Here is a 20,112-nt window from a genome sequence, read left to right on the forward strand (position 1 = left end):
CTGCGCCCGGAGACAACCGATATGCACAAAGCAACCGAATTCCGACTTGAAGCCCACCCCCTTATCCCCGAGGCTCTCGAGCGTCTCGAAGAGCTGGCCAATGATCTGTTCTACAGCTGGGATCACGGGGTTCGCAGGCTGTTTGCCCGGATTGACCTTCGGCTGTGGCAGAAAGTCGAGCACAACCCGAAACTGTTTCTCCGGCGTGTTGCCCAGGACAGGCTTGATGAAGCGTCGGAAGACCGGGCATTCCTGTCCGAATACCGGCAGGTTCTGAGTAGTTATGATGCCTACCTGGAAGCAGGTCCCGGGCCGGAAGTGACCGAAAAACTGGATCCGGAAACCGCACTGGTGGCCTACTTCTGTGCCGAATTCGGCTTTCACGAAAGCTTTCCGATCTATTCCGGGGGGCTTGGCATTCTGGCAGGGGATCACTGCAAGGCAGCAAGCGATCTGGCGCTACCGTTCGTGGCTGTGGGCCTGCTTTACCAGCAGGGCTATTTCATCCAGAGCATTGATCCCCTTGGTCAGCAAGTCGCCCGCTACCAGTCTCATTCCAGTGACGAACTACCGATCACGCCTGTAGAGAAGGATGGAGAGGTACTCAAGGTTTCCGTGCCCTTCCCGGGTCGCGACATAGTCGCTCGGGTATGGGAAGCGAGAATTGGTCATATCCGTCTGTACCTTCTGGACAGCCACACGGAGGAAAACAACGCGGAAGACCAGGAGTTGACGCTGCAACTGTACGGCGGCGACGAGTCCACCCGCATCGGCCAGGAGATGCTTCTTGGTATAGGAGGCACCCGAGTGCTTGAAGCGCTGGGGCTCAAACCGACGGTGTGGCACATTAACGAAGGCCATGCGGCATTCCAGATTCTCGAACGTTGCCGGCAGACCATGGCGGCAGGATTGACCTTCGATGCCGCACTGGAGGCCGTTGCCGGGGCGACCCTGTTCACTACCCACACACCGGTAGCGGCAGGCCATGATATTTTCCCGAGGGATCTGGTTCAGCATGCCATGGGCCGCTATCTGGAGGAGTCCGGGCTGGACTTCGGGAAAATATTTTCCCTGGGTGACAAAGATGACGGCGTAACTTTTAACATGACAAGCCTCGGCCTGCGTGGTTCCCGCTTCCACAACGGCGTCAGCCGGATTCATGGCGGTGTGGCCTCACTTATGGAAGGCGACATATGGCCACAGGTGCCTCCGGAAGAAAATCCGATCGGTTATATAACCAACGGCGTGCATGTGCCGACTTTTCTGGCCCCTGAGTGGTCAAGCCTTTTTGACATCCAGGCCTCGACCTGGAAGAGCGAACTGCGTAACCCAGACTTCTGGGAATTTATTGACGAGATTCCGGATTATCACTACTGGAGCGTGCACAAGGCCCTCAAACAGCAGATGGGCGAATACATTGTTCGCCGCCTGAAGCGCCAGCACAAACGCAACGGTACCGGCCATTCCGTCACACAACGGATGACCCGCCCGCTGGTCTCCACAGAAAAAGACACCCTGGTGATCGGTTTTGCACGGCGGTTTGCCACCTACAAACGCGCCACACTGATCTTTTCCGATCTTGACCGCCTTCAGCGCATCCTCACCGACCCGGATCGCCCGGTGGTGCTGGTGTTCGCCGGCAAGGCACACCCCCGGGATACGCCCGGCCAACAGCTGATCAAGGTCATCCACGATCTTTCCATGCATCCGTCCCTGATGGGACACCTGATACTTCTCGAAGACTACGACCAGGCCATGGCGAGGCGCCTGCTCAGTGGCGTGGACGTCTGGCTGAATACGCCGGAATATCCCAAGGAAGCAAGCGGAACCTCCGGCGAGAAAGCGGCGGTCAATGGCGCCCTGAACCTGAGCGTGCTGGACGGCTGGTGGGGTGAAGGTTACAACGGCAAGAACGGCTGGGCTATTACGCCACGGGATACCGGCCTTGATCCGGAATTCCGTAACCAGGAGGAAGCCCGGGATCTGATTGATCTGCTGGAATTCGAGGTAGTGCCGCTTTACTACGAACGGGACTCCCAGGGCTATTCCAGGGGCTGGGTGAAACGCTCCAAAGCTTCGATGAAAACGATTACGCCACAGTTTAACAGCCAGCGGATGGTGATGGACTACGTAACCAACTATTACCAGACCGCATCCATCCAGGGAGCCAGGCTGATGGCCGGGGGTGGCCGGCTGGCGACCGAACTGGCGGACTGGAAAGCAAAAGTCCGGGAAGCCTGGTCGGGCGTTGAGCTGAATGTTGCCGGATGTATCGAGTGTCGCTGTCCCCACGATGGTGCTGTGGAGCTTCGCGTGGAGGCGTTGCTCAATGGTCTGAGCGCTGACGATGTGCGCGTGGAGTGCCTGGTCAGCCCGGAATGCACCGGCACCCACAAGACGCCTGGTCCTGCAAGCTTCTTCCTGGAGCGGGAAAGCGAGGCGGACGGCAGAACGGTATTCGCGACACAGGTCCAGCCTTCCTATCCCGGGCTCCAGACTCTCAGGCTGAGAATGTACCCATACCATGAGGCGCTGACACATCCTCTGGAGATGGGCGCCATGCTCTGGGTCTGAGCCCGGGCATGGCCCGATCCTACAGTACGTGTTTGCGGATAAAGCGGCCAATATCCTGCACTTCCTCAAGGCACACACTGTGTTCCATGGGAAAGGTCTGATAGGACGGCTCGAACCCCATCTCCTTCAGCTTCTCGACACTCAGCCGACCGAGTGACTCCGGCACCATGGGATCGCGGGTGCCGTGGTAAATGCTGATGGGGATGTCGCGGTTGGCGTCGGAAACTTCGACGGTCTTTGCAGTAGCGAAGTAGGTCGACAGCGCAACAATGCCGCCGAGCCGTTTGGGATAGCTCAGGCCCAACTCGTAAGCCACTGCTCCACCCTGGGAAAAACCTGCGATTATAATGTTTTCGCTGCGGACACCGCGCTCGATTTCCCGGTCCACCAGCCTCGCAACCGCGTCGGACGAGGCCAGCAACTGATCGGTATCCACCACGCGGTCGATGTCCATCGCCTTGATGTCGTACCAGGCTGGCATGGTCATACCACCATTGATGGTCACTGGCATGTCTGGCGCATGGGGAAAAATGAAACGCACCGCCGCATCTTCCGGCAATCCAAGTTCGGGCACAACCGGCTCAAAGTCGTGGCCACTGGCACCAAGGCCATGAAGCCAGATTACCGCTGCGGTCGGGTTGGGTCCGGTTTCAACCTTAATATATTCGAGTTCTTGCACAAAATACCTCGGGTATCAGGAATGTTCCGTTGTTGAATGGGGTCTGCGATTGTTGGCCTCTAAAGCGGTCACAACGGGGTTTGCGTACATGTCCAGAAGGTACGGACGAACAGCCGGGTCGCAGGCATCGAGTCTCCGCTCCATTTCTGCTTCGGCCGCCGCTATTTCTGCCTCTGACCAGGCCTCTGCTGTCACCACTGCGTCACTCACGGTTTCCCGGCTGGCATGGGAATCCGGGTGGATGCCCCTTTGCTGGTAGGCCACCAGGTTTGAGGTGTGCAGGTGGTAGTTGGCGTGCATCTCACGGTCGATCCGTGCGGCCAGATCTTTCGGGTTGTCTTCCGCATCGGCTATGGGGGCACCAAAATGCACGTGTACATGCCCTTTAAAGCCGGTCAGACCCTTCATGATCTGGTTGGTATCCTCCCCTTCACTCTTGATGTACTCACCTGTGCGGGCCCGGGTTTCCAGTTCGCGGGCCTTATCCAGGTCACAGGGGTCGTATTCATAGGCGATGGATACCGGGACAATATGCAGCCTGTTCATGGCCTCACCGAACGCCAGCCCACTCTTCTTACGGCTCATGTAGAACATCTTGATGATGGCGGGGTCGGTAAAATCAAGGCCGTTCTTGGCGCGGCCCTCCCGCTGGGCAATCCAGATACTGTCGTTAGTGTCGATGCTGTGGTTTATGAACGAGGACAGCATGATATAGGCATCCCGCATTTCCCTCGGGCTGGTCATGCTGCGGCGAACCACAAAACTTTTATTCAGCCTCATCATTTCAGCGAATACCCGGTTTGCCAGCAGATTGTCGCCGATCGCAATGCGGGTGGTTCTGAAACCGTTCATGAACAGCAGGTAGTTCACCACCATGGGGTCAAAGACAATGTCCCGGTGATTGGAAATGAACAGGTGAGCACTGTGTTTATCGAGATTTTCCAGGCCACTGTGGGTTACCCGGGTGGTGGTGTTGTCCACCAGTTCACCCACGTAGCCTGATAACCTTGCCTGGAGATCGTCGATGCGGGTAATGCCCGCAAAATGGCTGATCAGCCATCGCTTTACCCACAGCCGCAGCATGGCAGGTGCCCATTTCGCCAGCACTGGCGACTTGAAGCGGCCAACCATATCCAGAAATTCCCGGTCCCGGACCAGATTGTTGATGGCGGTTGGGGTTTCCTCGTCCGAATACGGACGGATCGCATCAAATTCCTGCATGGTCTTCCTGTTTGTTGGGTGCAGAAAAAAGTCGCATTGTAGCCGTTAAAAGGTTTGTTTGTCTCCGCCGATTCCGTGACGGGATTCTGGTATCATGGCTCGCCTGCCAGAACGACTGGTTTTTAACATTAACCAACACCAGCGGCCAAGTCATGGATTTTGCACAGCTAAGCACAGAGCGCCCCCGTGTTTCAGACCAGGACCCGGAAGAAGTCCTGCACCGTATTTTCGGCTATGAGACCTTCAGGCCCCTGCAGGGTGACATTATCCGTGAAGTGGTAAACGGTGGCGATGCGCTGGTGTTGATGCCCACCGGCGGTGGTAAGTCACTGTGTTATCAGGTGCCGGCTCTGGTGCGCACCGGGACGGCGATTGTGATCTCTCCCCTGATTGCGCTGATGCAGGACCAGGTGGCTGCCCTGAAGGAGCTTGGTGTCCGCGCCTCTTTTCTGAACTCCACCATGGATTTCGAGCAGGCCCGGGATACCGAAAATGCCCTGATGACCGGCGAGCTGGACCTGTTGTACTGCGCACCGGAACGGTTAATCCAGCCCCGTACCCTGGACCTGCTGCACGACGCTTCGATTTCCCTGTTTGCCATTGACGAGGCGCACTGTGTCTCCCAGTGGGGCCATGATTTCCGTTCCGACTACCTGGAACTGAGCCGGCTGGCGCACGAGTTTCCCGACGTGCCCCGTATCGCACTGACAGCCACCGCCGATGAGCGCACCCGCAAGGAAATTGCCGACAGGCTCTCGCTGACCGAGGCCCGCCACTTCATCAGTGGCTTTGATCGCCCCAATATCCAGTATCGGATTGCTCCGAAAACCAATGCTAACAAGCAATTACTGGACTTTATTAAAGCAGAGCATGAGGGCGACTGTGGCATCGTTTATTGCCTGTCCCGCAACAAGGTAGACGCCACAGCCAAAATGCTACGTGATAAAGGCTACACCGCACTGGCCTATCATGCCGGCCTCAATTCGGGAGACCGGGCAAGGCATCAGGAGCGGTTTCTGCGCGAAGATGGCGTGATCATTGTGGCAACGATTGCGTTCGGGATGGGTATCGACAAACCGGATGTGCGCTTTGTTGCACACCTGGACCTTCCCAAAAGCCTGGAGGCCTACTATCAGGAAACCGGCCGTGCCGGGCGCGACGGAAAACCCTCAACCGCGTGGATGGTCTACGGTCTGCAGGACGTGATCAAACTGCGCCAGATGCTGGAAGGCTCCATGGGCAACGACCATTTCAAGCGTGTCGAGCGCCAGAAGCTGGATGCCATGCTGGGCCTGTGTGAAGTAACGAGCTGCCGCCGCCAGGTGCTGCTACGCTATTTTGGCGACACCCTCGAACAACCCTGTGGCAACTGCGATACCTGTCTGTACCCGCCGGAAACCTGGGATGGCAGGGTTGCCGTCCAGAAAGCCCTTTCCTGCGTGTTCAGAACCGGCCAGCGGTTCGGGGTTACCTATCTGATTGATGTTCTGCGGGGTTCGGAGAACGAACGCATTCTCCAGTTCGGGCACCAGGCGGTATCCACCTACGGCATTGGCACCGAACTGTCCGCCAACGACTGGAAATCCGTGTTCCGGCAGCTCGTCGCCAACGGCTACCTGAGGGCAGATCCGGAAGGTTACGGCGCGCTGCAGCTCACGGAGCAGTGCCGGCCGCTGCTGAAGGGCGAAGTGCCCATCCAGTTGCGCAAGGACCCGGTGATCACATCAGCCGGCGGGCGCGGTTCTTCCGGCTCATCGGGACGTCGCAGGATTGCCGATCAGATCACCGACACTGCCGGATGGGAAGCGTTGCGGGCCTGTCGCAAGGCCCTGGCTGAGGAAAAAGGCGTACCGCCCTATGTGATTTTCCACGATGCCACGCTGTTCGAAATCCTGGAAAAGCGTCCGAACAGTCTGGCGGAAATGGCTGAAATCAATGGTGTGGGTGCCGCAAAACTCGAGAAATACGGAGATACCTTCCTGGCCGCCCTGGAGGAGCTGGACGGCCTGTGAGCGGCTGCATTACGAAGTCCTGAATCCCTTCTTGCGAACGCGGTACTGGGCAATGGACGTGGCCACGTGGTTGCCCTCCTGATCGTACAGCATGCCTTCCAGAGCAAACGCTGCCCTGCCCGTCTCGTCAGCTTCCGCCTTGATAGCGGCCACGGCAGCGTCATCCAGAGAAAACTCCACAGACACATCCGAGTTGGCCGGCTGCAGGAATTGCAGCGTCATCTCCTTGAGAACAGGCGTATAGGCCGGCCCCAGATCAAACAGGGCCAGTACCCCTCCGGGAATCTCAGCAACCAGGAAATAGGCGCCGGCATAAAGACTGCCAAAATGGTTCTTGTTGCCCTTCAGGCGAATCCTTGCCTTCACGAAGCCGGGCCGGACCTCTTCCACACTGAAGTTGTTGCGGGGCGCAAACGGGATCGACAGCCCGATAATGCGGTTGACAGCGGCATAACCGCTGGTTTTCCGCAGCCAGGCCAGCGGCTGTGTGATTCGCGCTTCCGGATCGGATGAGGACACCCATTGCCCCGTCGCCCCGATCAGACTATCAATTAACGCCATGTATTTGCTCTCTTGTGAGTTCAATCTTTTCCGGCGATCCGGACCAACAGTCGTAGATATTTACAGCCCCGGGAAAGCCTTCGCAAGTGCTGTGCGGATTTGTTTTTGGCTTTCGTTGCGAAGTCTTCCGTATGATCTGGTAAAATGCCGCCTTTGAATCTCGGATTTTGCGGAATGTTCCTGCACCCACACTTAACCGGAGCCGCCGTATATGGCCCACGAAGACCTGCATCTCAACCTTCGTAACCTCACCGTTGATGACTACCCGCAGCTGGAACGGCTGATGAACAGGGTTTACGATGACATTGGCGGCGCCTGGCCCGAAGATACCATCAAGGCGCTGGTTGAGCAGTTCCCGGATGGCCAGATCTGTATCGAGGAATCCGGAGAACTGGTCGCAGTGGCACTGACGGTAAGCGTCCAGTATGAGCGTTTCAGCAACCCTCATACCTACGATGACCTGATCCTGCGCAATGAGAAAATCTGGCATAACCCCAAGGGTGACTCCCTGTACGGGCTGGATGTATTCATTCATCCTGACTACCGTGGTTACCGCCTTGGCCGTCGCCTCTATGAAGCCCGCAAGGAACTCTGCCGCTCGATGAACCTGCGCGCCATTCTGGCGGGTGGCCGGATTCCGGGGTACCACAAGTATTCCGACCAGTACTCCCCCGAGGAATACATCCAGCGGGTGGACCGTAAGGACATTTACGATCCGATCCTCAGCTTCCAGTTGTCCAACGATTTCCAGGTCACACGGCTGATGCACAAGTATCTGCCGGAGGATGAAAAGTCCCAGGGCTACGCCACCCTGCTGGAGTGGCGGAACATTCTTTATACCCCGCCCTCACCGGTACTGAGCGTGAAGAAGACCCAGGTGCGGCTGGGTGCTGTTCAGTGGCAGATGCGCGAATTCACATCCGTGGATGAGGTGCTCGAACAGGTTGAGTATTTCGTGGACGCCCTGTCTGATTACAAAAGCGACTTTGCACTGTTTCCGGAATTTTTTAACGCCCCGTTGATGGGACTTACGGATCAGATGGATCAGACCAGAGCCATCCGCTTCCTGGCCGGGTTTACCGAGCAGTTCCGCAACCAGATGTCGGAAATGGCAGTCAGCTACAACATCAACATCATTACCGGCTCCATGCCATTGCTGGAAAATGACCGTGTCTACAACGTGTCCTACCTTTGCCATCGGGACGGCCGCGTGGACGAGCAGCGTAAGATTCACATCACGCCCCACGAGCGGCGCGACTGGGTTATTGAAGGTGGTGAGAAGTTCCAGGTGTTCGAGACAGACGCCGGCCGCGTTGCCATCATGATCTGCTACGACATCGAATTTCCGGAACTCGGGCGGCTGGCTGCCAGTGACGAAGTGGATATTATCCTGGTGCCGTTCTGGACGGACACAAAGAACGGGTATTTGCGGGTCCGGCACTGCGCCCAGGCACGGGCCATCGAGAACGAATGCTACGTGGTCATCACCGGCAGCGTGGGCAACCTGCCCAAGGTTGAAAACCTGGATGTACAATATGCCCAGTCGTCGGTCTTCTCGCCCTCGGACTTTGCATTCCCCCATGATGCGGTGATGGCGGAAACAACGCCGAACACCGAGATGATCATGTTCTCGGATATGGACCTGGAAAAGCTGAAGCTGGTCCGTAACGAAGGCTCGGTCACCAACCTGAAAGACCGGCGCACGGACATATACGCGCTCAATACGCTCAAAAAGGACGAAAAAGATTCAGGCAGTTGATGAACTGTCTGAGAGCTTTATCGTATGACACTGAACACATTGCCAAACCGCGGGAGTGTGGCTATTGTTTAACCATACACTTTCAAGGTCATTCCCCGGGGTGTCTCCCGGCCATGCCCGGAGCACAACAGAGACTGCGTTTAGATGAACGAAGCACTGCCGGATCTTGTTGCACACTTCCACGTCAAGCGTGGCCTGTTCCGTCGTGAACGGGTGGAGGCGGCGCTGTTCGAGCTTGATAATTTCGGGTGTGTGATCAAGACGGACAAGGTGTTCAACCCTGGCGATACAATCGTTCTGAGTCTCGTGATGGAAATGCCGTTCGATAATATCAGGGCCGATGGTATTACCGGCCTCATCACGGAACGTAGAAAACACTGTAGCAACTTCTTCTATTCGGTTGATTTTGCAGAACTTAATAACGAATCTTCTTCTGCCCTGGCAGATAAGTTGCGCCGCATACGGGAAGTCGTTATTAAAAAACAGACGTTGAAATCAAGACGTTCCCAGGGGCCCTCTTCCAGTATCCGGCAAATGGCCTGACGCCGCACTTAACACCGTTAAACCGCACCGTAAGGAGACAGTCCCCATGGCCAAGAAAGCCAACAAGCAAAATGTTGATAAAGTCGTCAAGAAAGTGAACAAGGAATTCGACAAGACGTCCTCACGCATTGAAAAGCTGATCGATGAAGCGCTCAAACAGTTCGACGGCGTTCAAAACCAGATCCAGGAGCCGGTTCGCAAGCTGCTGAAAGAACTGGACGAACTCCGTGACCGTGAAATGAAACGCTTCAGTGAAGAGTATGAGCGCCGCCTGGGAGAGTTCCAGGAGCTGCAGAACACCGTGATGGACCGTCTCGGCGTCTCCAGCAAGGAAGTGAAAAAGGCAGCGAAAAAGCCTGCCAAATCGACTAAGAAAAAGTCCGCCTCCACCAAGACAGCGGCGAAGAAAACGGCCAAGCCCAAAACGGATTCCGGCAAGAGTGGGGCTTCTACCGCGAAAGCAGCCTCCGGGAAGACGACGACCGCTGCCAGGAAAACCGCTGAGCAAAAGCCGAAAGACAAGAGTGACCTGACCCGGGTAAAAGGTATCGGGCCAGCCACGGCCAAAAAAATGAAAGAGGCAGGCATCACGTCGATTGAGCAGATCGCCCATCCATCTGCAGAAGATCAGGAAAAACTGCAGGCCTTTTCAGGCGTGAAGGGCTTCAGCACCTTCAGCGATGAAGCCAAGAAAATTATTTGATGCAACAGTCTGAGCAGCCTGTACTACGGGACATTGTCCTGGTTGGCGGCGGGCACAGCCACGTCGGGGTTCTGAAGCAATTCGCCATGAACCCCGTTCCCGGTGTCCGCCTTACCCTCATCTGCAGAGACACCCACACCCCTTACTCCGGCATGCTGCCTGGCTATGTGGCCGGGCACTATTCCTACGACGACGTTCATATCGACCTGAGCCGGCTGGCCGAATTCGCCGGTGCCCGCTTCTACCGGGATGAAGCCATTGGCATTGACCGTTCCCGCAAGCGGGTAAACTGCCGGTCCCGGCCGGATGTGCCTTACGACATTCTCTCTGTGAACATTGGCTCTTCACCCCGCGTCAATGACGTGGATGGTGCCAGGGACCACGCGGTGCCGGTCAAACCGATCAATGGCTTCAATAATCGCTGGTTGTCCCTGCTCTCGCGGCTGGAAAACCACGAAGGCCCGATGTCGGTGGCCGTGGTCGGCGCCGGCGCCGGCGGAGTGGAGCTTACGCTTGCCATGCAGTTCCGGCTCCGCAACGAACTGAAAATGCGTGGCCACGACCCGGACCAGCTGCATTTTCACCTGTTTGATGCGGAAAACCAGATACTGCCTACCCACAACGAAAAGGTGCGGGCGGTTTTTGCCGACAAACTTGCAAGCCGTGGCGTAAAGGTTCACCTGGGAGCGGCTGTTACCAAGGTTGAAGCGGGGCACCTGACCACCGAATCCGCTGACGTACACAGCGTGGACGAGGTGCTCTGGGTTACCAGGGCCGGCGGCCCGCAGTGGCTTGAGGAAACCGGCCTGGCACTGGACCCGGGTGGCTTTATCCGGGTCCGGGATACGCTGCAAACGGAAACGGATGACGACATTTTTGCCGTTGGCGACATTGCCAACGTGGTCAATCATCCCCGCGAGAAGGCCGGCGTATTTGCCGTGCGCCAGGGCCGCCCGCTGGCAGACAACCTCAAGCGTTACGCACTGGGCAAAGCGGTCAGGGCCTTCAGCCCCCAGAAAAAGTGGCTGGCGCTGATCAGCACCGGGGACAAGTTTGCGGTGGCGTCCCGCGGAGATATGTCCTTTGCCGGCAAGTGGGTGTGGCACTGGAAAAATCACATTGATAAGCGCTTCATGGCAAAGTTCAACGACCTTCCGGCGATGGAAGAGAACTCTGCCCTGCCCGACACCGGCGCGGCACAGAATGCCGAGGAAGCGTCCCAGGCCATATCCGCCGTCGCCATGCGCTGTGGCGGGTGCGGCGCGAAAGTGGGCAGCACAGTGTTGTCCCGGGCGCTTGGCGAATTACGCCCGATTGAGCGGGACGACATTCTGATCGGCCTGCATGCGCCGGATGACGCCGCGGTACTGACAGTGCCTGCGGGCAAGGCCGTGGTGCATACCGTCGACTTCTTCCGGGCATTTATCGACGACCCCTACGTGTTCGGCAAGGTTGCGGCCAACCATGCGCTGGGAGATGTGTTCGCCATGGGTGCCGAAGCCCAGAGTGCCACGGCGGTCGCAACCGTCCCTTATGGTATCGAATCCAAGGTGGAAGACGTTGTTTACCAGATGATGTCAGGGGCCGTGGAAGTGCTCAACGAAGCGGGTTGCGCGCTGGTGGGCGGCCACACCGGTGAGGGCCGTGAGCTGGCACTGGGGTTTGCCGTAAATGGCTTCATCGACCCCGAAGAAGTGATGAGCAAAGGCGGCCTGCGGGCCGGTGATGTGCTGCTTCTGACCAAGCCCATCGGTACCGGCACCCTGTTTGCGGCCCATGCAAAACTGGAAGCGAAGGGGCGCTGGATTGATGCCGCACTGGCGTCAATGGTGCAATCGAATAAAGCGGCCGCGCAATGCCTGCGCCGGCACGGTTCGAAAGCCTGTACCGACGTAACCGGTTTCGGACTGCTGGGGCACCTGGTAGAAATGACCAGGCCCTCGGGTGTGGACGCGGAGCTGGATCTGGGAGCGATTCCGATTCTGCCCGGCGCCGAAGAAACGGCAGCTGCGGGCATTCTCAGTTCTTTGCAGCCCGCCAACATCCGTCTGCGGCGCGGTATCCGCGATCAGGAGAAGTGGGTCAAGCACCCCCGCTATCCGTTGATCTTTGATCCCCAGACCGCGGGTGGTTTGCTGGCCAGCGTGCCGGCCAATCAGGCCGAGGCCTGTGTTGACGAGCTCAGGGCGCTGGGTTATCCGCACACAGCCGTCATCGGCCGCGTGCTACCCCAGGATGAGAGCGGCCCTATCGAGCCGATCACCCTCAGGGATTGAACCGGGCATGGCCGGCCGCTGCCCGTTCAATGGCGGCCAGCAACGAAGCCTGCTCCGCTTGCGGGGTGAAACGGCCGGCCAGCTCCTTTACGCGAACTTCCAGTTCCCCCAGAAAATCGGGGGATTGCTCTATCCGCTGTAACATCCTGGCCAGTTCCGTGTCATCACCCACAGGGAAATAGCCCGGGTAATCGTCGCCCAGAAGCCCGATATTGCCGGAGATATCCGAGGCAATGACCGGAAGGCCCGCACGGCAGGCTTCAGACACAACATTGGCGCCGCCTTCCATGAACGAACTGATCACCATGGCACGGCAGCGGTTCATCAGCTGGTGGACGGCGTACTTGTCCACTTCCCCGAGCCACCGAAATCGGGAATTGGTGTTCTGTTCAGCCAGAGCTTTGTCTTCCCACTCCGGGTTGTGGGCCTTACCGGCGTTGATCACCCGGATGGCGGAGGTTTCCGGCAGCTGTCGGGCGGCCAATGCGGCACGCAGAGGGTCTTTCTCGTCGCGGAGGTGGCCGATAACGCAGATATCAAAGCCTGCTTTGGGCCCTGATGGAGGCGCAGGCCTGTCCGCAGACTGCAGTACCGTTGTCAGTTTGCCGGTAAAGCGTGCGGGGATGTCCCGGCCGACCCGGTGATGAAGCCCGATCAGGCAGTCAGCGAGTATCATGGACTCATGGGTAATATCTGGAAACCGGTGCTGATGGTCATAGATATCGGTGCCGGTGAGCACAACAATCAACGGGGTGTCCGGATGCGTCGCCCGGAAACGCACAACCGCCGCGGAACTTCGCCAGGCGTGAAGTGCGATAAACAGATCGCAGGGTTCACCGTTGTATTCCGTGACAATGTTAACGCGGTGCCCGGCCTGTTCCAGCAGCTGGCTCCAGCGCTCGGCCGTGGCCCGATTACCGGCCCTCGAGCCCGGCGGCGCTGGCGTGATCAGGGTAATATTCATGGATGACCGGCTCCGGAAAAAATCTTCATTTTTGATGGATATCCATAACCTGTTTATCCGGTTGAATCGTATAGATGTTCAGAGTTGGGGTAAATCACGTTATCCTGAGCCGCTTTAAGCAGCAGTCCACTCTGTTCATTCATCGAAACACATTTTTTCAGACACAAGGAAAATTCAAATGACCCTGAATTTTATACGGAAATTGGCGCTTGTCAGCTTTATGGCACTGACAGTGTCTGCAGCAGCTTCAGCACAAACCCTCGTGTTCACTGCAATACCGGATGAAGACGAAACCAAACTGGTAGAGCGTTTCAGGGGAATTGCCGATTATCTGTCCGGCGAACTGGATGTAGACGTTCGCTATATCCCGGTAAAGTCCTATGCTGCAGCTATTTCGGCATTTCGAAACAATCAGGTCCAACTGGCCTGGTTTGGGGGGCTTTCAGGCGTTCAGGCGCGGGAACTGGTCCCGGGCTCGGAAGCCATTGCCCAGGGCGTAGAGGACAAGGCGTTCTACTCACACTTCATCGCCCATAAAAGCACCGGCCTTGATGAAATGGAGAAGCTGTCGGACGAGCTCCGCGGCAAAACCTTCACATTCGGTTCCAAGGGTTCCACCTCCGGACGCCTGATCCCGGAATATTATATCCGCGAAGCCTTTGACGAGAGCCCGGAAGAGGTCTTCAGCCGAGTTGGGTTCAGTGGCAACCATACCCGCACCCTTCGACTGGTTGAGGCTGGCACCTATGATGTTGGCGCAATCAACTTCTCCGTTTGGGACAAGGAAATGGAGAACAACAACATTGACACAGATGCCGTTAAAGTGATCTGGACAACGCCTTCCTACCCTAACTATCAGTGGACCATTCGGGGCGACGTCAATGAACGGTTCGGCGAGGGCTTTTCACAGCGCGTTCAGGAAGCACTGCTGGCAATGGATGATCCGGAGCTTCTGGAAAGCTTCCCACGCAGTGGCTTCATTCCGGTTTCCAATGACGCCTATGAGCCAATCCGGGTTGTCGGCAAGCAGATTGGAATCATCGATTAATGTCGGGATTTGATCTAACCGGCCTGACAGCATCGTTTGGCGGAGAGCGGGTCATCGGCCCGCTCTCGCTCAGCGTCAGGGAGGGCGATCGGGTCGCCCTCGTTGGCCGCAGCGGTGCCGGCAAGTCAACGCTGATCAGCCTGATACACCAGCAGGTACAGGGTCACTCATCCCTTGTTCCCCAGAATCTGGGCCTGGTGAATGCTTTGCAGGTTTTCCATAACGTGTATATGGGGCGCCTTGACGCCAATGCCACCTGGTACAACACGCTCACACTGATACGTCCGTTTGCAAAGGACGCCCGTGAAGTGAAGGCGCTGCTATCGGAACTGGGCATGCCCGAAAAGGTCTGGATTCCGGCCGCCTCGCTCTCGGGTGGCCAGCGGCAGCGGGTTGCCATTGCCCGGGCACTGTACCGGAATTCCGACCTGTTACTGGCCGACGAGCCGGTCTCGGCACTGGATGGGCCTAGTGCCCACATGGTCATGAAACTGCTCAAGCAGCGTTTCCGCACCAGCGTTATTGCCCTTCACGATGTGGAGCTGGCGCTGGCCTATTGCACGCGGATTGTCGGGATCCAGAATGGACAGATCGCTCTGGATGAGCCCAGCGAAAAGCTGACCCCGGCCGATATCATGCCGCTTTACTGAACCAGAACCCCTATTTATGTTGTCTTCGCCAACCGTAAGAGCCAGCCTGATTTTTACCGCCGTTGCCCTGGTCGGTCTGGTGTTTGCGGATATTGCCATCACCGCGGCAAATCCCTGGAAAGATCTGGGACGGTTCTTCCTGGGCGTGGTGACGCCCGATTTCTTCAGCACCGAAGGGCTGGCCACCGCCCTGCTCCGCACCGTCGCGTTTGCGTTCGTGGGTGTGGCCCTGGGCAGTGTGTGTGGATTTCTGTTGGCGCTGGTTTACCGCGCCTATCCGGTACGGATTTTCTGTGCCTTTATTCGTGCCATCCACGAGCTCTTCTGGGCACTGATCTTTCTGCAGTTCTTTGGTTTTCACCCGCTGACCGGCGTACTGGCGATTGCCATTCCCTACTCGGGTATTTTTGCCAAGGTCTATTCCGAAATCCTGGAAGAGGCGGACCCCGAGCCGGGGCGCCTGTTGCCACCGGGCACCGGCGTGGTCTCTGCGTTCCTGTATGCCCGTATCCCCGACTGCTGGGTGCAGATGCGCACCTACACCGCCTATCGTCTTGAGTGCGGTCTTCGGTCCAGTGCCATTCTCGGGTTTGTGGGATTGCCGACGCTCGGCTTCTACCTGGAATCTGCGTTTTCCCAGGGGCACTATTCCGATGCCGGCGCCATGCTGATCCTGTTCTATGTGCTGATCGCTACGCTCCCGCTGTGGGTCAGACCCAAACTGTTACCGGTATATGTTCTTGGTGCCCCCTTCTTCCTGGGTGACGGCATGCCCATTGTCTGGGGCAACGTGGCGCGGTTTTTTACCCAGGACATTGTTCCGGCGCCCCTTAAAGGCGAGGAAGGCTGGTCCGGCATGGGCACCTGGCTTGGCGACCTGTTTATCACCCAGGCACTGCCCGGCATCTGGAATACCGTGATACTCACCCAGATTGCCCTGGTTGCCACGGGGATCATTGCGCTGTTGGCGTTCCCGCTGATTTCCACGCACTTCGGCGGGCCGGTGCGCCGCACCAGCGGCCACGTGTTCCTGGTCATCCTGAGATCAACGCCGGAGTACATCCTCGCCTACATTCTGCTGCAGTTATGGGGCCCTTCAATGCTGCCCGCCGTGGTAGCGCTGGCATTGCATAACGGCGGCATCATCGGCCATCTGATCGGCCGCCAGTCCAGCTCCATTGTGCTGCGTCCCGACGCACCAACCGGTCTGGATCGATACACCTATGAGCTGGTGCCCCGTGTTTACCGGTCGTTTCTGGCATTTCTGTTCTATCGGTGGGAAATCATCATGCGGGAAACCGCCATCCTGGGCATTCTGGGTATCTATACGCTCGGTTTCTATGTCGACAGCGCCATCCAGAACATCCAGTTTGACAAGGCCATGGTGCTCATCCTGATCACCGCTTCCCTGAATATTGGTGTCGATATTCTCGGCCGGTTTATCCGCAAAAAACTCGCACTGCAGACCATGCCGACCTGCTAGCGCTTTCAGCCGCGGCCCTCGGCCTCAAATGTCAGTTTCACCGGCATCTGAGGTTTCATATCGACAGCCTGTTGCAGGTCGATTCTCCAGGTCATTTCCGGATCAGTAGTGCAGAAGGGCGCAGTAAACCGGGCCTTCCAGAGCTGGCTGCTGCCATCCGGCGCTACCCCTGCCCTGGTCATCGGCACCGGATATTCACCCAGGTACATGGATTCGCCGCGCAGCACCGCCAGTAATCTCGGCAGGTTCCGGTCAGTGCTTACCGTCAGCCGATACTCGGTGCCTTCCGCCTGGACACCATTTTTTACCAGGCGGGCATCCCAATCATTGCCCTGTTGCGTCCATTGGCACGTATCATTGAGCAGGTCGCATACAGCCCCGCTGTTATCAGGCTGGTTATCGGCTTGCGTCATAAGCCATCGCGGCCCGAAAAACCCGAGGATGCCCACGCCCGCGATGGCAATGACAGTTACAACGGCTTTCAACACATCCATTCCTCCAGGGTAAGCACTCATTATGGGGATCATTGCTACCGAGGCAAAGCTTTCTAATGCAGCACCGGTCGTGAGAAAATGCTGCGCTCTGATTCACCACCAACAGGATAAGCCCGTGCAACCGGATATCTCCGTAAAGCACCTCAACAAAGTCTATGCTGATGGTTTCAGGGCCCTCAACGATATCAACCTCGACATTGAACGTGGAGAGATTTTTGCCCTCCTCGGCCCCAACGGCGCCGGCAAGACGACGCTGATCAGCATCATCTGCGGCATCGCGAACATCTCCAGCGGCGAAGTAAAAGCTGCGGGGTACGATATCGTCAAGGATTACCGCAAGGCCCGGGAAAGCATTGGCCTGGTGCCCCAGGAGCTTCACACCGACTCCTTTGAAACCGTCTGGGGCGCAGTTTCCTTCAGCCGCGGCCTTTTTGGCAAGCCGCCGGCACCCGATCACATCGAAAAAATCCTGAAGGAACTGTCGCTGTGGGACAAGCGCAACAACCGTATCATGTCCCTGTCCGGCGGGATGAAACGCCGCCTGATGATCGCCAAGGCCCTGTCCCATGAGCCCCAGATCCTGTTTCTGGACGAGCCCACCGCAGGCGTGGATGTGGAGCTGCGGCGGGACATGTGGGACATGGTCCGCAAGCTCAGGGAAAAGGGCGTTACCATCATTCTCACCACCCACTATATCGAGGAAGCCGAGGAGATGGCCGACCGCATCGGCGTTATCCGCCAGGGTGAAATCATTCTTGTGGAGGACAAGGCACAGTTGATGAGCAAGCTCGGCAAAAAGGAACTTCGCCTGCATCTGCAGCACCCACTGGAGACAATTCCGCGCCAGCTTGCGCTGGAGCCGGTGGAACTGTCGAAAGACGGCTATGAGCTGATCTACACCTTCGATTCGCAACAGGAACAGGCCGGGGTAGCCAGACTGCTGCGAACCCTTGGCGATCTGGATATCGAGTACCGGGACATTCAGACCAGGGAGAGTTCCCTGGAAGAGATCTTTGTAGGCCTGGTCAATGAATAATGCGGGAGTGATGCAATGAACCTGTACGGTGTCCGTGCAATCTACAATTTTGAAATGGCCCGCATGCGGCGCACACTGATGCAGAGCGTGGCATCGCCGGTCATCTCCACTTCCCTGTATTTCGTGGTGTTCGGTTCCGCCATCGGCAGCCGCATGGGCGAGATCAACGACATCAGTTACGGTGCATTCATCATCCCCGGGCTGGTGATGCTGTCCCTGTTGATGCAGAGCATTTCCAACGCGTCTTTCGGCATCTACATGCCCAAGTTCTCCGGCACTATCTATGAGGTGCTGTCTGCGCCGGTTTCCTATGTGGAGGTGGTGCTGGGCTATGTCGGGGCGGCCGCCACCAAGTCGGTGATACTCGGGGTCATCATATTAATGACCGCCCGGCTTTTTGTGGATTACGAGGTGCTGCATCCGTTCTGGATGTTCGCCTTCCTGGTACTGACCGCGATCACCTTCAGCCTGTTTGGCTTCATTATCGGTATCTGGGCAGACGGTTTTGAAAAACTCCAGATCATCCCGCTGATGATTGTTACCCCGCTGGTGTTTCTCGGGGGCACCTTCTACTCCATCGACATGCTGCCGGAAATCTGGCAGACCATCAGCCTGTTCAACCCGGTGGTGTACCTGATCAGCGGCTTCCGCTGGGCGTTCTACGGGGTGTCGGACGTGCATGTGGGTATCAGCGTGGGAATGACACTGCTGTTCCTCACCGCCTGCATGGTGGGCGTGTGGTGGATCTTCAAAACCGGTTACCGGTTGCGTTCCTGATGAACAGGCGGTCGCTGGCGCTCAGCTTGCGGGTCATCGCCTCGCTGACGGCGCTGCTGTTCTCCGGTTGCCTGGCCGCCTTTCCGGACAATGACCCGTTGCCCGTGCAACAGGCCTGCCTGATAACCACGGAAGGGGCAATTCCCGTCACGCTGGAAATGGCCAAAAGCCCTCAGCAACGCAGCCGCGGGCTGATGGAAAGAGAATATCTGGCGCCAGACGCCGGTATGCTGTTTGTGTACCGCGACCAGCGCCGGGCGGACCATGGCTTCTGGATGTATCGTACACTGATCCCGCTGGACATTGCCTACCTGGACCATGACGGCATCATTCGCGCCATACGCCAGATGCCACCCTGCCCGCAAGCTCAGGGCAGGGACTGCCCAACCTATCCGGCAGGAGTGCCGTTTTATCGGGCACTGGAAATGAACCACGGCTTTTTTGAAAGCCGGGGAATTGAAGAGGGAGACCGGCTTTCACTGGAACCTTCGGACTGCCGCTAGCGAGTCTTACTTGTCTTTCCAGTCCGGCTGGCGCTTCTCGAGAAAGGCGCAGATACCTTCCTGGGCGTCAGCAGCCTGCATGTTATTGGCCATGACTTCCGACGTGTAATCGTAGGCATCGGCCAGCCCCATTTCCAGTTGCCTGTAAAATGCCTGCTTTCCGATCTTGAGGGTAAAGCCTGATTTGCCCGCAATGGTCTGGGCCAGGCCGTAGACGGTTTCATCCAGTGCCTGTTCATCGACCACCTGGTTGACCAGCCCGATCCGCTCCGCTTTGATAGCACCCACCATCTCGCCGGTCAGCAGCATTTCCATGGCATGCTTGCGGGATACATTGCGGGACAGCGCCACCATCGGTGTGGAGCAGAACAGGCCGATATTCACACCGGGTGTGGCAAATCGCGCTGTATCTGCCGCAACCGCCAGATCGCAACTGGCCACCAGCTGGCACCCGGCAGCGGTAGCAACCCCGGCGACACGGGCAATCACCGGCTTTGGCAGGTTCACTATCTGCTGCATCACCTTGCTGCAAAGATTGAACAGCTTGAGCTGGAACTCATGGCTGTCGAACTGTTCGCGAACTTCCCGCAGGTCATGCCCTGCGCAGAACACGTGCCCTGCGGCTGCCAGCACCACCACCCGGGTTTCGTCGTCGTCCGCGACGGACTCAAGCTCCGCGGACAAAGCCTCCAGCATGGCTACGGACAGGCTGTTTTTGCGCTCCGGCTGGTTCAGTGTGAGCGTGGTGATTCCGTTTACTGTATATTTTTTTACCAATACGTCGGTCTGTTCGCTCATTATATTCCCCCTCTGTCCTGCTCTAACGGCG

The 20,112-nt window shown here is 57.5% G+C and carries 18 protein-coding genes; 12 read left to right on the top strand and 6 right to left on the bottom strand.

Features of this window, described 5'->3' with window-relative positions; genetic code table 11:
- Window positions 1-21: 21 nt before the first annotated feature.
- Window positions 22-2,574 (top strand): alpha-glucan family phosphorylase, encoded by a 2,553-nt coding sequence (glgP, locus tag DIT72_RS08435; protein WP_135954804.1) that lies wholly within the window; start codon window positions 22-24, stop codon window positions 2,572-2,574.
- Between the two features lie 19 nt (window positions 2,575-2,593).
- On the opposite strand, the gene DIT72_RS08440 is transcribed toward glgP, so the two are convergent.
- Together DIT72_RS08440 and DIT72_RS08445 are read right to left on the bottom strand one after the other, a co-directional pair.
- Window positions 2,594-3,253, bottom strand: coding sequence for an alpha/beta hydrolase (locus DIT72_RS08440; protein ID WP_135954805.1), 660 nt, complete (start codon window positions 3,251-3,253; stop codon window positions 2,594-2,596).
- Window positions 3,254-3,268: 15 nt separating this feature from the next.
- Complete coding sequence (locus DIT72_RS08445) at window positions 3,269-4,474, bottom strand: 1-acyl-sn-glycerol-3-phosphate acyltransferase (protein ID WP_135954806.1); 1,206 nt, start codon at window positions 4,472-4,474, stop codon at window positions 3,269-3,271.
- 152 nt (window positions 4,475-4,626) lie between these two features.
- Between DIT72_RS08445 and recQ the strand changes: the two genes are divergently transcribed.
- A complete protein-coding gene (gene recQ, locus DIT72_RS08450) occupies window positions 4,627-6,486 on the top strand; it encodes a DNA helicase RecQ (protein ID WP_135954807.1) in 1,860 nt (619 codons plus the stop codon).
- A gap of 9 nt (window positions 6,487-6,495) precedes the next feature.
- Here the strand turns inward: recQ and DIT72_RS08455 are convergent, their stop codons facing one another.
- Window positions 6,496-7,047: a DUF4442 domain-containing protein gene (locus DIT72_RS08455; protein ID WP_135954808.1), complete on the bottom strand. Its 552-nt coding sequence runs from the start codon at window positions 7,045-7,047 to the stop codon at window positions 6,496-6,498.
- A gap of 211 nt (window positions 7,048-7,258) precedes the next feature.
- On the opposite strand from DIT72_RS08455, the gene DIT72_RS08460 reads away from it, so the two are divergent.
- From DIT72_RS08460 to selD, 4 genes are all read left to right on the top strand, one after another.
- Entirely contained in the window at window positions 7,259-8,806 is a 1,548-nt protein-coding gene (locus DIT72_RS08460; RefSeq protein ID WP_135954809.1) for a bifunctional GNAT family N-acetyltransferase/carbon-nitrogen hydrolase family protein, read from the top strand.
- Window positions 8,807-8,950: 144 nt separating this feature from the next.
- Window positions 8,951-9,349 carry a hypothetical protein gene (locus DIT72_RS08465; protein ID WP_135954810.1) on the top strand — a complete coding sequence of 133 codons (399 nt, stop codon included), beginning with the start codon at window positions 8,951-8,953 and terminating at the stop codon, window positions 9,347-9,349.
- A gap of 46 nt (window positions 9,350-9,395) precedes the next feature.
- A complete protein-coding gene (locus DIT72_RS08470) occupies window positions 9,396-10,052 on the top strand; it encodes a helix-hairpin-helix domain-containing protein (RefSeq protein ID WP_135954811.1) in 657 nt (218 codons plus the stop codon).
- Complete coding sequence (selD, locus tag DIT72_RS08475) at window positions 10,052-12,328, top strand: selenide, water dikinase SelD (protein WP_135954812.1); 2,277 nt, start codon at window positions 10,052-10,054, stop codon at window positions 12,326-12,328. Before DIT72_RS08470 ends, selD begins: the two co-directional genes overlap by 1 nt.
- On the opposite strand, the gene senB is transcribed toward selD, so the two are convergent.
- Window positions 12,318-13,292, bottom strand: coding sequence for a selenoneine biosynthesis selenosugar synthase SenB (gene senB / locus DIT72_RS08480; protein WP_135954813.1), 975 nt, complete (start codon window positions 13,290-13,292; stop codon window positions 12,318-12,320). The two genes, selD and senB, sit on opposite strands and share 11 nt — an antisense overlap.
- 178 nt (window positions 13,293-13,470) lie before the next feature.
- On the opposite strand from senB, the gene DIT72_RS08485 reads away from it, so the two are divergent.
- Genes DIT72_RS08485 through DIT72_RS08495 form a run of 3 tightly spaced genes read left to right on the top strand, consistent with a single transcriptional unit; the run spans window position 13,471 to window position 16,473 of the window.
- The gene (locus DIT72_RS08485; protein ID WP_135954814.1) at window positions 13,471-14,340 is read left to right on the top strand and encodes a putative selenate ABC transporter substrate-binding protein; all 870 of its coding nucleotides are present in this window, start codon (window positions 13,471-13,473) and stop codon (window positions 14,338-14,340) included.
- Window positions 14,340-14,990: an ATP-binding cassette domain-containing protein gene (locus DIT72_RS08490; protein WP_135954815.1), complete on the top strand. Its 651-nt coding sequence runs from the start codon at window positions 14,340-14,342 to the stop codon at window positions 14,988-14,990. The genes DIT72_RS08485 and DIT72_RS08490 overlap by 1 nt, the downstream gene beginning before the upstream one ends.
- A gap of 16 nt (window positions 14,991-15,006) precedes the next feature.
- Window positions 15,007-16,473: a PhnE/PtxC family ABC transporter permease gene (locus DIT72_RS08495; protein ID WP_135954816.1), complete on the top strand. Its 1,467-nt coding sequence runs from the start codon at window positions 15,007-15,009 to the stop codon at window positions 16,471-16,473.
- A gap of 5 nt (window positions 16,474-16,478) precedes the next feature.
- Here the strand turns inward: DIT72_RS08495 and DIT72_RS08500 are convergent, their stop codons facing one another.
- Window positions 16,479-16,961 (bottom strand): hypothetical protein, encoded by a 483-nt coding sequence (locus DIT72_RS08500; protein WP_228260769.1) that lies wholly within the window; start codon window positions 16,959-16,961, stop codon window positions 16,479-16,481.
- 121 nt (window positions 16,962-17,082) lie between these two features.
- Here DIT72_RS08500 and DIT72_RS08505 point away from each other — a divergent pair, with 121 nt between their 5' ends.
- Genes DIT72_RS08505 through DIT72_RS08515 form a run of 3 tightly spaced genes read left to right on the top strand, consistent with a single transcriptional unit; the run spans window position 17,083 to window position 19,283 of the window.
- Window positions 17,083-18,003 (top strand): ABC transporter ATP-binding protein, encoded by a 921-nt coding sequence (locus DIT72_RS08505; RefSeq protein WP_135954818.1) that lies wholly within the window; start codon window positions 17,083-17,085, stop codon window positions 18,001-18,003.
- Window positions 18,004-18,018: 15 nt separating this feature from the next.
- Window positions 18,019-18,780: an ABC transporter permease gene (locus DIT72_RS08510; RefSeq protein WP_135954819.1), complete on the top strand. Its 762-nt coding sequence runs from the start codon at window positions 18,019-18,021 to the stop codon at window positions 18,778-18,780.
- The gene (locus DIT72_RS08515; protein WP_135954820.1) at window positions 18,780-19,283 is read left to right on the top strand and encodes a DUF192 domain-containing protein; all 504 of its coding nucleotides are present in this window, start codon (window positions 18,780-18,782) and stop codon (window positions 19,281-19,283) included. The genes DIT72_RS08510 and DIT72_RS08515 overlap by 1 nt, the downstream gene beginning before the upstream one ends.
- A gap of 6 nt (window positions 19,284-19,289) precedes the next feature.
- Here DIT72_RS08515 and DIT72_RS08520 read toward each other — a convergent pair whose 3' ends face one another.
- A complete protein-coding gene (locus tag DIT72_RS08520) occupies window positions 19,290-20,081 on the bottom strand; it encodes an enoyl-CoA hydratase (protein WP_135954821.1) in 792 nt (263 codons plus the stop codon).
- Window positions 20,082-20,112 lie beyond the last annotated feature (31 nt).

Origin of the sequence: Marinobacter orientalis (assembly GCF_004792665.1) — a bacterium.
Classification (GTDB): Bacteria; Pseudomonadota; Gammaproteobacteria; order Pseudomonadales; family Oleiphilaceae; genus Marinobacter; species Marinobacter orientalis.